This window comes from Psychrobacter sp. NG254 (assembly GCF_015277735.1).
Taxonomy (GTDB): Bacteria; Pseudomonadota; Gammaproteobacteria; order Pseudomonadales; family Moraxellaceae; genus Psychrobacter.
Genome location: NZ_JADHDA010000003.1, coordinates 389,238 through 404,802, shown reverse-complemented (window position 1 = coordinate 404,802; position 15,565 = coordinate 389,238). Strand labels below are relative to the sequence as shown.

General features: G+C 44.3%; 13 protein-coding genes. 8 read left to right on the top strand and 5 right to left on the bottom strand.

The features are described from left to right. Positions 1-3: 3 nt before the first annotated feature. Entirely contained in the window at positions 4-1,011 is a 1,008-nt protein-coding gene (locus IP510_RS07075; RefSeq protein ID WP_194364060.1) for an NADP-dependent oxidoreductase, read from the bottom strand. A 22-nt stretch (positions 1,012-1,033) separates the two neighbouring features. Then, complete coding sequence (locus IP510_RS07070; RefSeq protein WP_194364059.1) at positions 1,034-2,839, bottom strand: acyl-CoA dehydrogenase; 1,806 nt, start codon at positions 2,837-2,839, stop codon at positions 1,034-1,036. A gap of 182 nt (positions 2,840-3,021) precedes the next feature. Here IP510_RS07070 and IP510_RS13895 point away from each other — a divergent pair, with 182 nt between their 5' ends. After that, positions 3,022-4,044: a GlxA family transcriptional regulator gene (locus tag IP510_RS13895; RefSeq protein WP_194364058.1), complete on the top strand. Its 1,023-nt coding sequence runs from the start codon at positions 3,022-3,024 to the stop codon at positions 4,042-4,044. 33 nt (positions 4,045-4,077) lie between these two features. On the opposite strand, the gene IP510_RS07060 is transcribed toward IP510_RS13895, so the two are convergent. After that, complete coding sequence (locus IP510_RS07060; RefSeq protein ID WP_194364057.1) at positions 4,078-5,355, bottom strand: LD-carboxypeptidase; 1,278 nt, start codon at positions 5,353-5,355, stop codon at positions 4,078-4,080. Between the two features lie 202 nt (positions 5,356-5,557). Here IP510_RS07060 and IP510_RS07055 point away from each other — a divergent pair, with 202 nt between their 5' ends. After that, positions 5,558-6,037, top strand: coding sequence for a YkvA family protein (locus IP510_RS07055; RefSeq protein WP_194364056.1), 480 nt, complete (start codon positions 5,558-5,560; stop codon positions 6,035-6,037). A gap of 110 nt (positions 6,038-6,147) precedes the next feature. On the opposite strand, the gene IP510_RS07050 is transcribed toward IP510_RS07055, so the two are convergent. Both IP510_RS07050 and IP510_RS07045 read right to left on the bottom strand, forming a co-directional pair. Beyond that, positions 6,148-6,453: a hypothetical protein gene (locus IP510_RS07050; RefSeq protein ID WP_194364055.1), complete on the bottom strand. Its 306-nt coding sequence runs from the start codon at positions 6,451-6,453 to the stop codon at positions 6,148-6,150. A 108-nt stretch (positions 6,454-6,561) separates the two neighbouring features. Then, positions 6,562-7,107, bottom strand: coding sequence for a hypothetical protein (locus IP510_RS07045; RefSeq protein ID WP_227669548.1), 546 nt, complete (start codon positions 7,105-7,107; stop codon positions 6,562-6,564). A 282-nt stretch (positions 7,108-7,389) separates the two neighbouring features. Between IP510_RS07045 and dnaQ the strand changes: the two genes are divergently transcribed. The 6 genes from dnaQ to metK all read left to right on the top strand — a co-directional run bounded on the left by dnaQ (position 7,390) and on the right by metK (position 15,545). Beyond that, positions 7,390-9,036, top strand: a complete 1,647-nt coding sequence (gene dnaQ, locus IP510_RS07040) for a DNA polymerase III subunit epsilon (protein WP_194364054.1) — start codon at positions 7,390-7,392, stop codon at positions 9,034-9,036. A gap of 149 nt (positions 9,037-9,185) precedes the next feature. Continuing rightward, complete coding sequence (locus IP510_RS07035) at positions 9,186-10,868, top strand: hypothetical protein (RefSeq protein WP_194364053.1); 1,683 nt, start codon at positions 9,186-9,188, stop codon at positions 10,866-10,868. 82 nt (positions 10,869-10,950) lie between these two features. After that, the gene (nudC, locus tag IP510_RS07030) at positions 10,951-11,922 is read left to right on the top strand and encodes an NAD(+) diphosphatase (RefSeq protein ID WP_194364052.1); all 972 of its coding nucleotides are present in this window, start codon (positions 10,951-10,953) and stop codon (positions 11,920-11,922) included. Between the two features lie 361 nt (positions 11,923-12,283). Beyond that, positions 12,284-13,126, top strand: a complete 843-nt coding sequence (locus IP510_RS07025) for an RnfABCDGE type electron transport complex subunit B (RefSeq protein WP_194364051.1) — start codon at positions 12,284-12,286, stop codon at positions 13,124-13,126. A 109-nt stretch (positions 13,127-13,235) separates the two neighbouring features. Then, a complete protein-coding gene (gene nth, locus IP510_RS07020) occupies positions 13,236-13,931 on the top strand; it encodes an endonuclease III (RefSeq protein WP_194364050.1) in 696 nt (231 codons plus the stop codon). A 447-nt stretch (positions 13,932-14,378) separates the two neighbouring features. Then, positions 14,379-15,545: a methionine adenosyltransferase gene (metK, locus tag IP510_RS07015; protein WP_194364049.1), complete on the top strand. Its 1,167-nt coding sequence runs from the start codon at positions 14,379-14,381 to the stop codon at positions 15,543-15,545. Positions 15,546-15,565: the final 20 nt, after the last annotated feature.

Below are 15,565 nucleotides of genomic sequence, written 5' to 3'. Positions count from 1 at the left end.
GATCTATCCCTCTACCTTAAGTACTAGTTTGCCGAAGTTTTCACCGTTAAAGAGCATCATCAAGGTATCTGGGAACGTCTCGATACCTTCAACGATATGGTCTTTTACTTTCATTTCACCTGCCTGAATCCAGCCAGCGATGTCTTTCATGGCGACTGGATATTCTTTGAGATTATCGAATACCACGATGCCTTCCATGCGGGCACGATTGACCAATAATGATAAATAGTTCGATGGGCCTTTGACTTCTGTGGTGTTGTTATACTGACTAATCGCACCGCAAATAACGATACGCGCATGCAGGTTTATTTGTGTGAGCACGTCATTTAAGATATCACCGCCTACGTTGTCAAAGTACACATCGACGCCATCAGGACAGGTTTTCTTCAGTGCTTTTTTCACATCTTCATTTTTGTAGTCAATCGTCGCATCAAACCCAAGCTCATCGACTAAGAATTTACATTTCTCTGCGCCACCCGCGATACCAACGACACGGCAGCCTTTAATTTTGGCAATTTGACCAACCAAGCTACCAACGGCACCAGCTGCACCAGAGACGACCACGGTCTCACCCGCTTTTGGCTGACCAGTTTTTAGCAGACCAAAATACCCTGTCATACCTGGCATACCTAGGACGCCCAAGTAGTAAGACAATGGTGCCAGTTTTGGATCAACTTTATACAGATTAGCACCATCACTGACGGCATAGGACTGCACGCCATCGTGACCTGCGACATAGTCACCAACGGCAAATTTCTCATGCTTGCTTTCTATCACTTCGCCCACAGTACCGGCACGCATAACTTCACCAATCTGTACCGGTGCAATATAAGATTTGGCGTCGTTCAGCCAACCACGCATCGCCGGATCGATAGAGATGTATTCAACCTTAATCAGTAGCTGACCATCGGTGATAGTCGGTATTTCTGTTTCGGTATAATCCCAAGTCTCAGCACTAGGCTCGCCTACCGGTCTTGCTTTTAATCGCCACTGTTTATTAATTTTTGTCATGTCTCTTTCCTTAGAGTTGTCCTTAGAACCATTCCGTTTGCATATCAGTGCAAACCGAGTTGGTGTTGGTTAATAATTCGATGTCGCGTTTAACTAATGGTAATTCCCAATCAATGAAGTATTTGGCCGCTTGTATCTTGCCTTTATAGAAATTCTGTTGCTCAGCATCTTGCGTCGTACTTAGTAGCTGCTCAGCTTTACTCGCTTGACGAATCCAAATCCAGCTCAGCACAATTGAGGCAAAGATATTCATCAGTGCTTGCGCGTTGCCCGTCAATGTCACGGCTTCTTCGGTTTGTAAAACTTTGCTGAGATGCACCAACACTTCATGCAGATGACCCATGTAAGGCATCAGCTTACCTGCCAATTGAGCCGTTTCTGGTGTAGTGATGCTTTCTAAATCCTGCGTGATTTCACGTTTAAGAATTTGAATACCCAAACCACCTTTTTGCCACAACTTACGAAATGACAAATCCAATGCCTGCACACCATTTGTGCCTTCATGGATGGGATTCAGGCGATTGTCACGCCAAAACTGCTCGGCTTGATACTCACGTGTATAACCTGCACCGCCCAATACTTGAATACCCAAATCATTGGCTTTTGGCCCATACTCAGATGGCCATGCTTTTAATACTGGGGTGAGCAGGTCTAATAATTCTGTTAGCTCATTTTTTAGGGTCTCGTCTTCACAAGTGTTGATACGGTCAATCAAGTTTGAGCCATATAGACATAATGAGATACCACCTTCAGAGTAAGCTTTTTGCGCGAGTAACATGCGCTTTACGTCACCATGATTGATGATAGCGGTTGCTGCATCTTCAGGTTTATTCTTCGGGGCGATTCTGCCTTGCGTTCTGTCTTTGGCATAATCAAGTGAATACTGATAACCGCGATAACCCACCATCGATGCGCCAAAACCGACAGCGATGCGCGCTTCATTCATCATTTTGAACATATAGCGCAGACCAAAATGCTCTTCACCGATTAGATAACCATGGCATGCACCTTCGTCACCGAAGCTCAATGCCGTAGATGTTGTTCCTCTATAGCCCAGCTTATGAATGAGTCCTGTCAAATGTACGTCATTGCGCTCGCCCACCGATGCATCCTCGTTTAAGCGATACTTGGGTACCGCAAATAGAGAGATGCCTTTCACACCACCTGGACCACCTGGCACTTTGGCCAATACGAGATGGACGATATTGTCAGACAGTTCGTGATCACCGCCTGAGATATAAATTTTGCTGCCTTTGACGCGGTAAGAACCATCGTCTTGTTTTACCGCAGTGGTTTTGATGTCAGCAAGTGATGAACCTGCATGTGGCTCTGTTAATGCCATGGTTCCAGTGAATTCACCTGTTAGCATTCGTGGCATAAAGGCGGCTTTAATCTCATCACTGGCAAAATGTGAAATCACATTAATCGCAGCAGTGGTCAAAAATGGATAGGCAGTCGTTGATGGATTGGCAGCCATAAAGTAGCCTGCCACTGCTGTCATCACTGTTTCAGGCAACTGCATGCCGCCGTCTTCAAAACTATAACGACCAGCGATAAATCCTGACTCACGGAATGCATCAAAAGCGACTTTTACATCGCTTATCATGCTGACTTTTTTGCCATCAAACTGTGGCTCGTTCTTATCTGCTACATGGTTATGCGGCAAAAACAATTGGGTCGCAATCTTATTGGCCGTGTCTAACACGGCATCAAACGTTTCGCGGCTATGCTCTGCAAACTTAGCATGCTCGGTTAAATTTTCAGTGCCCAATACATCATATAATTGGAACGGTAACTCAAAGTCGTTGATAAGCGTATCTGCTGCCATAGTATTCTCGTTAGCTGATTAAATTTGGTTATCAATCGATATTAAGCTAATTTAACGCCTTACCGTATTGTCATTTATGACATAATTATGGTCAAATACGACATAAATAGTACTTATATTTAGAAAATTCAGATAAAAAATTGATATTTTCAGTCTTATAATTAAAAGAAGGATAGACACCTGTGCCCTATTTCAAACCGTTTAAAGTCATTATTATTGGATTCGATGGTGTGCTCGGCAGCGCATTAACAGGCGCATTAGATTTATTCTCATTCACTGGTGTCAGTTGGCAACGATTTTTAGATGAACCCGTAGAACCACGATTTAATGTGCAGATAGCAAGCGTTGGTGGCGTGGATATCAGGTGTAGCAATCGCTTAATCATGCAAGCGCATTGCGATATTCAGGAAGTAGCGGAATGCGACTTGCTATTGATTCCGACTATTGGTGATTCAATCGATAAAGTACTGAGCCGAAATGCAGAATTAATACCACATTTGAAACGGTTGGCAGATACTAAGTCAGACATTGCCAGTAACTGTAGCGGTGCTTTCTTTTTGGCAAAAGCAGGACTGCTAGATTATAAAATCGCCACCACGCACTGGGGCTATGCGAATAAGTTTAAGGCAGATTTCCCACTAGTGGATTTACAAGAAAACCAGTTTGTTACTCATTCAAAAAGCAACTCAACAAACCAATCAGGCAACATATTTTGTGCGGCAGGTGGCAGCGCCTTTTATGATTTGGGGTTATTATTAATAGAGCGCTACTGTGGACGTGAGATTTCTACTCAAGTAGCCAAAACCCAAATTATCGATAGCAAAAGAGGCAGTCAGAATAGCTATACCAACGTGACCCTGCACAAACCACATTCGGATCACTTAATTAAACAAGTCCAAGACTATATCGAAGAAAATTTCCACCAGCCACTACAGGTCAGCGCTCTGGCAGCTATGATAAATATCACCCCGCGTACTTTAAATAGACGCTTTCAGTCCTCTGTAGCGATGCGGCCGATTGAGTATATTCAAGCTGTCAGGATTGAGCAGGCAAAGCGCCTGCTAGAATTGGGAGATGTAACGATAAAATCGCTTGCTGAACAAGTCGGCTATGATGATATCTCTTCCTTCACGCGTTTGTTCAAACGCGCGACTGAACTGACGCCAAAAGAATATCAAGACAAGTTTTCGCGGTTGGCTATTTAGTCATGGCAGTGAATATTAGTTAGAGATTAGCATTTAATCAGTTTGCCACAAGCCTTCTGCTTGGATAGCATCAGCATTGATGGTTGGATAGTCGGTAAATGCTAGCTGATAGCCGCCGTCAGTATTAGGTGTTAGCTGACAAGTCGCCCCGAGTGGAAAGCTGTATTTTCGTCCAATATGACCAAAACGCATACCACTATAAATGGGTAATCCAGTCAACTCATGCAGCTGACGAATCACAGTAGCGACATCATAGCGCTTGTCATAGCTGTCCTCACCTGCACCAGATAATGCCCCAAACACAATCGCTTGCTGCCCTTTGAACACGCCCGCTAAGTACAAATCATACAGCATGCGTTCAATACGATAGGCTTGCTCGCCGACGTCTTCTAAGAATACAATGCCGCCATCAATACGCGGTAAATACTCACTACCTGCCAGCGCTGACACCACGCTCAGATTGCCGCCCCAAATAGTGCCAGTTATATTTTTCGGTTCAGTACTTGTTAGAATACTGGGCAAATTAGGACTGGTTAATGTAGCCTCTGATATGTTGATAGCCAGATTAGGATTGGTTATTGCTTCAACGAACTGCCGACAGCTGACCTCGTCAGGTTTAGTCTTGCCAAATTCACTATAGAGCATCGGTGCCGCAAGCGAACTCATATCTCCCTTTGCCAATAATGCGCACTGAATAGCGGTCACATCACTGAAACCTGCGAGTATCGTACCGCGCTCCTTCATAATACGTCCCAGCGTTGCCCAGTCGACCATCGGTAACAAACGCATGGCGCCATAGCCACCACGTACACCAAGCAGCAATTTGGGCGCTGCAATAGCACCCGTAGCGATGTTTTGCAGGTCACTAGCACGTTGTGAGTCCGTTCCAGCAAAGCGTAAATACTGACGATTGGTAATAGCAGGATTTTCTACTTTAAACCCAGCACAAGCCACCCGATCTAATGCCAACTGATTACGCTCGTCACTACCACCGACGTTGGAGCTAGCAAAAAGTCGTGTTTCAATCGTGGGCGTGATACAGCTTGTCTGCGTTAACGACGCCTGTGACGTTTGCGATAGCGAGCTTTCATTTATCAGCGCAGTGGGCAGATCATCTTTAGTCAGCTGCGAGCTATTACCAGAATCAATAGGACTGGCCGCGAGTGCTTGAGAAATACCTTGGCTCGCTAGTACCGCTGTGCCTGCACTCACGCCTATTCGATGTAAAAACTGCCGACGGTTTAGCCCAGATGTCGTTTCAGTTGAATGACTATTTTTATCATCTTTACATGACTGAGTCTCAATACCCATATCTCGCTACTACCTTATCGCTTTTATTTTTATGATTTGTTTTCTTAAACCTTGTGGCAGTATATTGTAGACGCTTTTTCAGCGTTGATGGTTGCCCAATCTTTACCGATATTTACTTTTTCGCTACTGAGACACACAATATAGGCCGACTAGATTTGTTACTGTAAATACAAATTCATCGCAAAGGAAAAAGGTAATAATTATGTTTAACAAAAAAACGGACAAAAACAAAGCACTCGACTCTAATTTGGAATACTTACTCAGCAAAGAAAGTAAACTCAAAGAAAAACTGGAGGACAGCGGCTATCTTGAGCCTTTTAGTGATGATTTAATGTTATTTATGAGTCTTATCAAAGATTATTACAAAGGTGACTACCGTAAGATTCCTTTTAAAACTATCTCAGCTGGCGTTATTGGTGCGCTCTATGTACTAAATCCAATTGACCTCATTCCTGACTCTATTCCATTTATCGGCCATATCGATGATGCGCTGGTACTTAAATTTTGTTTAAAACAGGCCAAAAAAGATCTGCAAAAATACAAAGAGTGGAAACAGGAACAATCGAATACTAAAAATAAATTAGAAGATAAGAACGACACTGATAAGACTGATGACGACAAGACTAGTCCTGATGAAAAAGATAACGACGAGACTGATACTAATCTTAAGAAAGCTTCGTGAATGTTAATACCCTAGAAGGTTAAAAAAAGTGCAGCATCAAAAAAGCCACGACCGCGAATTAATTTTTCGGTCGTGGCTTTTGTTATTTTCAGTGCATTCAATACTATAATTTAATCGGGCACTTCATAATTGGCTTTTTCAGGATTAAGACCAAATGAGTAGACAAAGGTCGCAACCAGACTATTGATAATAATAAAGGGTAAATCTATGGCAGCGTGTCCCAATGCATAGCGACCAATCAGCCACGAGACAATCAGCATAATAATAAAAAACGCGCCCAAATAGGCCAAAATAGTAGGGTGCTTTAGATTGTAAGGCTTCTGAGGTGTGGGCTGTTTTTCTAATACGTAGGTTCTAATCGCCCAACCCGCTGCATAAGAAAATCCGCCCAACACCACATAACTAAAAAAATTCATATTGCTTAACTCTACTGACAAAACCGTTTATAACGACAGACGATCGATCATAAATACATCTATCACAAAATACATTGGTCATAAATAATAAGGGTAGAAAGCGCTTATCTAACTGCTCTCATTGACATTATCGATGATAATATCGGCATGTGGATTGGCCAAAATATCGGTATTGATGTCATCACACTCTACACGGTAGATAGTATTGGCCCCTCGGTAAATATAAGACAGATACTCACTATCCAAAAGTGGATCGATATTTGCGTAGGCAGGCTTGACATGAGCCAACACCAGCACACGATCAGGACGACCAATCACTGCATCGACATTGTCAGGATCAATAGAGAAAAACTGGGGTATCTCGCTATTTTCAATCACCTCGAGCGCCTCAGGATTGTCCCAAACACGCTTAGCAGTGGCAGGCTCTTTCATTTGCATGACCCATGCACCATCTTGTTCACTGACTCGAATCTGTGCAGGCTCATCTGGGCTCACGGTATAACAACCCGCAAACACAGATAAATCTGCCACTTCAGTATTTACTTGAGTGCTACTGGTATCGTTGCAAGCGCTCAAAAATATCGCGCTACTGGCCGTCACACCAAGCATCAGATACGTCATTTTTTTATGGAGGACATTTGAGCGTAAGGACATAATAGGGTTATCCTGCAGTCATGCGTTAGAGATTTTATGGTAGGTATTGCTATAGATATTAACGTCCGAAGACTTGTTATGAGGGCTATTTTAACAGAAAACCAGTCCGTGACTACGACGTTATAAACTGCCCTAAACGGTTTTGCGACTTTGTGCGTCACGACTGCCCATATCTGCGATAGATTTGTTATACTCACAGCGGCATTCTCGGTGTTCAAACCGTATATGCAAGATGCTCGCGCGTCACTCTATATCCTTCATTTATCAGGTCCATACATTTTTATGTCAGAAAATCGTCATCCAGCATCACATACCCATAAAGGTTACGCACAAGATAATGGTGTTGATCCGTTAGCCGCAAAAACCAATACTACAGTGGCCTATACTGACGGTGCTTGCAAAGGCAATCCTGGCGCGGGTGGCTGGGGCGCGCACCTGATATTTAGTGATGGCAGCACACAAGATATGTATGGCGGTGATAAAGAAACCACCAACAATCGTATGGAGCTCATGGGCGCGATACAAGCGCTGACTCATAGCCCGCATGAGCACAATCTTGAGATTTGGACCGATTCCAGTTATGTCAAAAAAGGCATCACTGAGTGGATCGAGGGCTGGAAAAAAAGAGGCTGGAAAACGGCCAGCAAAAAACCAGTCGCCAATCAAGACTTGTGGCAACGCTTAGATGCGCTCTGTCAACAGCGCGATGTCGATTGGCATTGGGTCAAAGGCCACGCAGGGCATGCAGGCAACGAAAAAGCGGACGAGCTGGCAAACTTAGGCGTTACATCGAACAGTGGCCATTCGGCAGTAAACGAATCAGACATCGCTAAAAAAAAAGTCACCCTAATGACTGCTAAAGCACCAGACACCTCTAATGATGATTGGTTAAAGTTCGATCCGCTAGGGCTCGATATAATCGATGACGAAAGTGACCATGAAGATGAACATAATGATGAGCGTGATGACGAGTCACTAGAAACGTACTCCGTAATAGATGAGACTGATAACAAAATCGACAATACCACTAAGACCAATGCGGCTGTACCAACCAATTCTAATGACAGTAGCACACCAATGAATCATACAGAACTATCAGAGGTTCAAACCTTTATGACCGATACCAACATACATAGCAATATTGCAGACTTAGAATCGGACACCCCTAAGTTCGATGGTGATACCAGCCGTGCCAACCCCTACTTTACGCCCCTATTACCAAAACCTATCCATCGTCACGAGACAAATCGTCAGCTTATTATGGATACCGAGACCACAGGACTTGATGCCCTAAAAGGCGATCGTATCGTAGAAGTCGGTATCGTCGAGATGGTCGGGCGTAAATTTACAGGTGAAAAACTGCACGTCTATATCAACCCGCAGCGCGGTATGGATGAAGAGGTTATTCGTATTCATGGTATCTCAGAGGCATTTTTGGCTGATAAACCGACCTTTGATCAGGTCGCTCAGTCTTTGTACGACTTTATGGACGGTGCCGAGGTTATCGCTCACAATGCCACGTTTGATATGAACTTTTTGAACATGGAGTTTGCTAAAGTCGGTCTGAACGATTTTGCCCAGCGTGTAAAAGTGACTGACTCCCTAGTCATGGCAAAGCAGCAATATCCTGGACAGAAAAACACCCTTGATGCGTTAGTGCGGCGCTTAAACGTTGGTAAGCAAGATCGTACCTTTCATGGGGCCTTACTCGATTCAGAGATTTTAGCAGAAGTCTATCTGGCGATGACGGGTGGACAAGTCACGCTCGCTATCGAAGAGGACACGCAGGCCGATGGTGGGCAGACGGCTCATGCCAGTTTTGCTAGTTTGGCGAATCTATTGCTAGCATCGACATCGGATGAGACTGCCAATCAAAGCTGGTATGCTGCGCTAGTAGACAATTATCCTGAGCTTAAAACCCATATGTAATCCCTTTATAATTTGGACACTATACTAACCCTTATATAATATAGTCTTGATTATTGTTTTATAAAGCGTTAAAACATCACTAATAAACGCTCTTTGAGTCATCATTTAAACCACTGCTATTGTCATTAGTACATTATGGAAGAATACTTATGGATCAGTCTGCGCAAATGAAATTAACTGCACCAACGCTTAGTGTTACTGATTTTAACTTACCCTCACTACATTTATTGCATGATGAGGTTAAGGCAACACTCAAAGACACTGAAATTCATTTGAGCGAGTTCAATGATGATAGCCATCAAGCGCCTTTATTATTAGATTCTATTGAAGTATTAAGACAGCTATCTTGTATTTTTGAATTGATTGCATTGGTTGGCGCAGAATCGTTAAATACGGCTATTGCCAATGGCCTGCAACGTCTCTATGAAAACGGCGATAATAATGACACCGACTTAATCATGGATTTGTCAGAAGCCATCATGACCTTGGATCGCTATGTCGAGTTTGTACTGCTGACGGAGTCAGTTGAACCAAGCCTATTGATACCTGTGATCAACAAGCTAAATGCCCACAGTCAAACCACCCCTATCACCACAGACTACTTTTCAGCATTTGGTAGTAGTAGTGTCATCATTGCCAATCCTGAACAAAACTTTGAGCCATTGAGTGCGCTTAATCTAGACACCGAGCTGCTAACCTTTGCCTATCGTAGCGGCTTGGGCGTTGCCCTACTCAATAGCGATGGCCAGGTTGATTCAGGTGATCAGAAAAAACTCGATGCCATGAGCGCGGCTTGTGCCCTAATTGCCTCGAATACCAGTAGCCTATTTTGGCAGGCCGCCACAGCAGCCGTCACTGATATCGCAGCCGTTTTTCCGCTAAACTTACGCCAAAAGCATACCCTTATATATTTAGAGCAGCAGTTCCAAAGCTACTTGCCAGTAATGGACACTCGCTTTGCTGATTTGGTGAGTTTTGCTTGTCAGCGTGATACCGCAGAGGCAGAGCAGCTACGGGAGCAGTATGCAAACAATCACTTAGAAGGCCCGCAGCTCGAACAAATGAAGCGATTTCTGTTTGGCCCAAATCGCGAATTGACTGATACTTTAAACGTTATTATTCAAGACCAAATCAATATCATTAAGGAAAACGTAGACAGCTATGCACGCGGCGATTCTATCCATCCTATTGAACTGCAGACCACACAAATCATCACAGAGCTGACTGAGCTTGGTTCAGCGCTGCGTCTATTGGGGCTCACAAATGCAGCCGATAGTCTGGATACTGGGGCCGAGGCTGTCAAACATTGGAAAGCACCCTCACCTGACGATTTCGATCATTTGTTATTGGCCTTAATGCATGCAGAAAACGCCACTATTGCCATGGCGGAGATGCACACGCCGGGTGCGATCTATTTGCCACTGAACAATCCGCATATCTCATTGCATCAGCTCAACACTGCCAATGACACTCTTATCCAAGAAAGCCGTAGCGCTATTGCCAGTGCAGAGCAAGCTATCAATGATTATCTGGCAGAACCTGAACGAGATATGCTCAATATTCAAAACATACCTAGCATGATGCGCCAAGTGGCGGGCGCGGTACGGTTTTTACAACTGCCAACCCCTGCCAGCATGCTCAGTCAACTGGCCAACTATATCGAGCAACGTATCGAAGGTGGACGACGTATTGAAGACAATACGCTGGCCTGTATCGCTGATGTCATGATGGCGGTGGATCATCATTTAGATGGGTTTGAGCACAATCGCCCAGTCAGTAAACAAGCGCTTGATGTCGGTCAGCAGAGCTTAAGTCATTTGCTTACTGCATAATTATTCATTAATTCAATTTACTGTAAATAGGTCTGTATCTAAATCGGTATAGACTTTACCTCGACTGTTTGGAATTTTACGTATGGCCCATACCTTTGTATTTGATGGTGACACAATCTTATGTCATCAAACCTCAGATGGCTGGTGGCCATTACGTATCCAATGTCCACAAGACAATAGCAACGTAGATGAGCCGTCCTATCAACTTGGTTATGTGGCGCTACATGAGAGCCTACCGCCGAGTCATTGGCTAGCCAATGAGCTTAGCGAGACGGGTGATACTAGTGATATAGCGAAAAATGAGATAGCGCAAGATGACATGGCAAACGCTGGCATTGCACAAGCGACCAATGCCATGACTTATGACTATGCGCGCGCTCACCATGTACCGTTACCTACTATTGATGAAAGCAGTGATGACGCAATCCATGGCAATGCATTTCTCCATTATCGTCAGCTGATGATCCAGATGCCTGTGGCATTGTCAGATCAAATCAGTCAAGCCATCCAGTTATTACGCTGGCAAGCAGACACACAATTTTGTAGTCGCTGTGGCAGTCCTGCCGTTCATGCCGCTCGCTCAGAGCGTGCTATGGTCTGTCCAGTATGTCAGCTACATCAGTATCCGCGTGTGCAGCCTTGTGTCATTACTGCCATTACCAGACCCAATCCAGCAACGGGTGATATGCAAATTTTGCTAGCACATCATCACCGTCATGGGCAGCAGAAAATGCCGCCCATGTACGGTCTGATTGCAGGTTTTGTGGAAGTTGGTGAGAGTCTAGAGCATGCCGTTGTTCGTGAAGTTGCCGAAGAGGTCAATATTAGTGTGTCGGATATCCGCTACGTGAGTAGTCAGCCGTGGCCTTTCCCCTCCAACTTAATGCTAGGGTTTCGCGCCGCTTACGCCGGCGGTGATATTGTCATTGAAGAAGAAGAGCTGTCGCATGCCGCATTTTTTGATCTCTCTAATTTGCCCAAAATACCACCGAAAGGTAGCATCGCTCATGAGCTGATTGCGCAGGTCGCGAGGGAACATGGTATTGAGGTGTAGTGACGTATACGGATATGGCAAGATATGGAGATACCGCAAACTATAAAATATCTTGCCAACCCTTAACATTTCAATATCATTGAACCATACATCACATCGACGTTGTGATTTTGCGCTTATCCCTTTAAAATTAGCGCCTCAATTAGCCGTACTGATATATTAGCGCCTGATGTCTTAGCATCTTATGTCTACACTTACTATATAGCTGACTTTTCATAAAAAGCGTCAAAGCAATTTTGTATTAGCAACTTTATATTGATATCCATCCGATACTTCCATCAAGAGTAACGCTATCACTCTTTTATAAAAAACTGCTCACACTCATACCAACTTTACCATTGGTACCAAGGTCTTTAATTACATGCAAAGTAGTACCAATATACGCCTAGTCAACCTGCCTATCTTGTTTGATGCCCTGCACATCGAGACGCTACCTATCGATGTACAGACGAAAATCTCACAAATTGATGCGTGTCTACCGCAGACGCAGTGCGGTTTGTGTGAGCATCCAGATGGCTGCCTGCCCTATGCAGCGGCTATCGTACTGGATGACGAGCCTTATAATAAATGCGTACCTGGTGGTCAACCAGTGACGGATGCTATTGCTCAGATTATGGGTATAGATGCTGATATGATACTCCCTGCAGCACCCTCTCAATGGCCAATAGATATCACATCTGAGCGACCTACCGAGGTTCGTGCCGTTATCCGTGAGGACGACTGTATCGGCTGTACCAAATGCATTCCTGCTTGTCCAGTCGATGCTATCATTGGTACTGGCAAGCATATGCATACTATTTTTACGGACTTGTGCACTGGCTGCGAGTTATGTATCGCGCCCTGTCCTGTTGACTGTATTGATTTGGTCACAATAGAGCGCGAGATATCCATGCCTGCACGAATCGCAGAGCAAGAGGATTTAAAACAGCGCTATCATACGCATCTCAGACGTGTCACAGAGCAGTTAGCGGACACTAGTAACAGCAGACCTGTGGTCAGTATGGTAGAAGCCAAACTAAACAATGCGGCTAGCCAATCTCTAAACATCAGTGAAGCACAAGCAAAAAATACCATTGCTACCGCCAAGCTGCGTACCAAAATCAAAAAGTTAGAGAAGCAGTTAAGTGTCCGTGCCAATGAGCAAAAACAGATAGAGCTGGAAACGTTAAAAGCAGAGCTTGAGTCTTTGCAGATAGCTCTTTGATAGTAATGACTACTTACATGATTGATTTTTTGATAACTGAGTAGCTAAAAGAGTAATTGCAAGCGCATAATTTTGTATAACCAATCACTAAAATAATAGTCAAAATCCCATGAGTAAAACGGTCAAACACAAAACAGCAGACACGCCGCCCTCTAGACGCATGCCCAATCGCGATGTGCGGCCTTTTTTTGAGAAGCTAGCTGCAACGATTGACGAGCCAGTCACTGAATTAAACTATAAAAGCAATTTTGAGCTGCTAATCGCAGTGATTTTATCTGCTCAGGCGACCGATGTGAGCGTCAATATTGCCACCCAGCAATTGTATCCAGTGGCCAACACACCAGAGGCGATACTGGCATTAGGCGAAGATGGTCTAAAGTCTTATATTAAGAACATTGGCTTATACAATGCCAAGGCCAAAAACGTCATCAAGACCTGTCATGATTTGATTGAAAAATTTAACAGCACCGTCCCCGATAATCGCAAAGACCTAGAGTCACTGGCTGGTGTTGGGCGCAAGACTGCCAATGTTGTTTTGAACACGGCTTTTGGTCAGCCAACCATGGCGGTTGACACCCATATCTTTCGCGTGGGGAATCGTACGGGGCTTGCTACGGGTAAAAACGTGTTGATCGTTGAAAATAAACTGGTCGAACGTATACCAGATGACTTCATCGTAGATGCCCATCATTATCTCATTTTGCACGGTCGTTATACCTGCCAAGCACGCACGCCTAAATGCGGCGCTTGCCCTGTCTATGAAGAATGCATGTTCAAAGACAAGGCGACATTTTTAGAGTTATAGCCTATTGCTGATTTTAATAAATGGCACAGCCAATTGAAACAAGGCATGTTGCACATTTCTTATACCCAAGCAAGTGCAGCTCACTAGAGTTTTATGGTATTTCAAGGTAGAATAACCCTATTTTTGTGTTAAGAGATTGTGGCTATTACCATGCTTCTAATAAGGTCATCTGCACATTCGCCGTAACTTATTAGAGACAACCTTGATTTGGCTGCCCATAAACACAGCCATCAGGGCTTGTCAGTGGCGTCCTATATTGGACGATTTGATGGCTAACCATGCTCATGTTTCACTAAAGTGATGACCAAGAATCCTGCTCAAAACCGATTTTTAGTATTAAGAAGTATCGATTATCTGCCGTGTGAATGCGCGGCTGACATTAATTAAAGTAGCATCCAAGACGTGATGCTTTTCCTACCCTGATTGATTCAATTAAGCGATCCCATTATGCGTGAATACAACTTATTTACCTCAGAATCTGTAAGCGAAGGCCATCCTGATAAAATGGCTGACCAAATCTCAGATGCTATCCTTGATGCTATCTTACATGAAGACTTGAATGCACGTGTCGCCTGCGAAACGTTGGTCAAGACTGGTGCGGTCATACTCGCAGGTGAGATTACCACAACTGCAAATATCGATTTGGAGCGTCTGGTTCGCGATACTGTAAACGGTATTGGTTATCACCATTCAGACTTAGGGTTTGATGGCGAAACCTGTGCCGTCATCAACATGCTAGGTAAGCAATCGCCTGAAATCGCCCAAGGTGTCGATCGTAGCGATCCTGAAGAGCAAGGTGCAGGCGATCAAGGTCTTATGTTTGGTTATGCCAGTAACGAAACTGAAGTATTAATGCCAGCGCCTATCGAATATGCGCATCGTTTGATGGAGCGTCAGTCTGAGCTACGCCGTGCAGGAGATCTGCCATGGTTACGCCCAGATGCCAAAGCTCAAGTAACCCTAAAATATGATGGTAATAAACCAGTAGCGATTGATGCAGTAGTATTATCAACGCAGCATGACCCAAGTATCTCGCAGTCAGATTTGCAAGAAGCGGTGATGGAATCTATCATCAAGCAAGTACTACCATCTGAGCTATTGCATGCAGGTACTCGCTACCACATCAACCCAACGGGCAAGTTTGTGATTGGTGGTCCGGTTGGTGATGCAGGCCTGACGGGTCGCAAAATCATCGTTGACACTTACGGTGGTATGGCGCGTCATGGCGGCGGTGCATTCAGTGGTAAAGATCCATCAAAAGTGGATCGCAGTGCTGCTTATGCTGTACGTTATGTTGCCAAAAATATCGTGGCCGCAGGACTTGCTGATCGCTGTGAAGTACAAGTAAGCTACGCCATCGGTGTCGCTGAACCCACCTCTATCTCAGTCAATACGTTTGGCACCAGCAAAATTAGCAACGATGAGATCATTCGCCTGATTCGTACGCATTTTGATTTGCGTCCTTATGGCATCACTCGTATGCTTAACTTATTGCAGCCTATGTATCAGCAGACCGCTACCTTTGGACATTTTGGTCGTCCAGGCTCAGAGACTGCCTTTACTTGGGAAAAAACAGACAAAGCCGATATCTTAAAAGCGGATGCTGGTTTATAAACGGTATTACTCTACAAAAC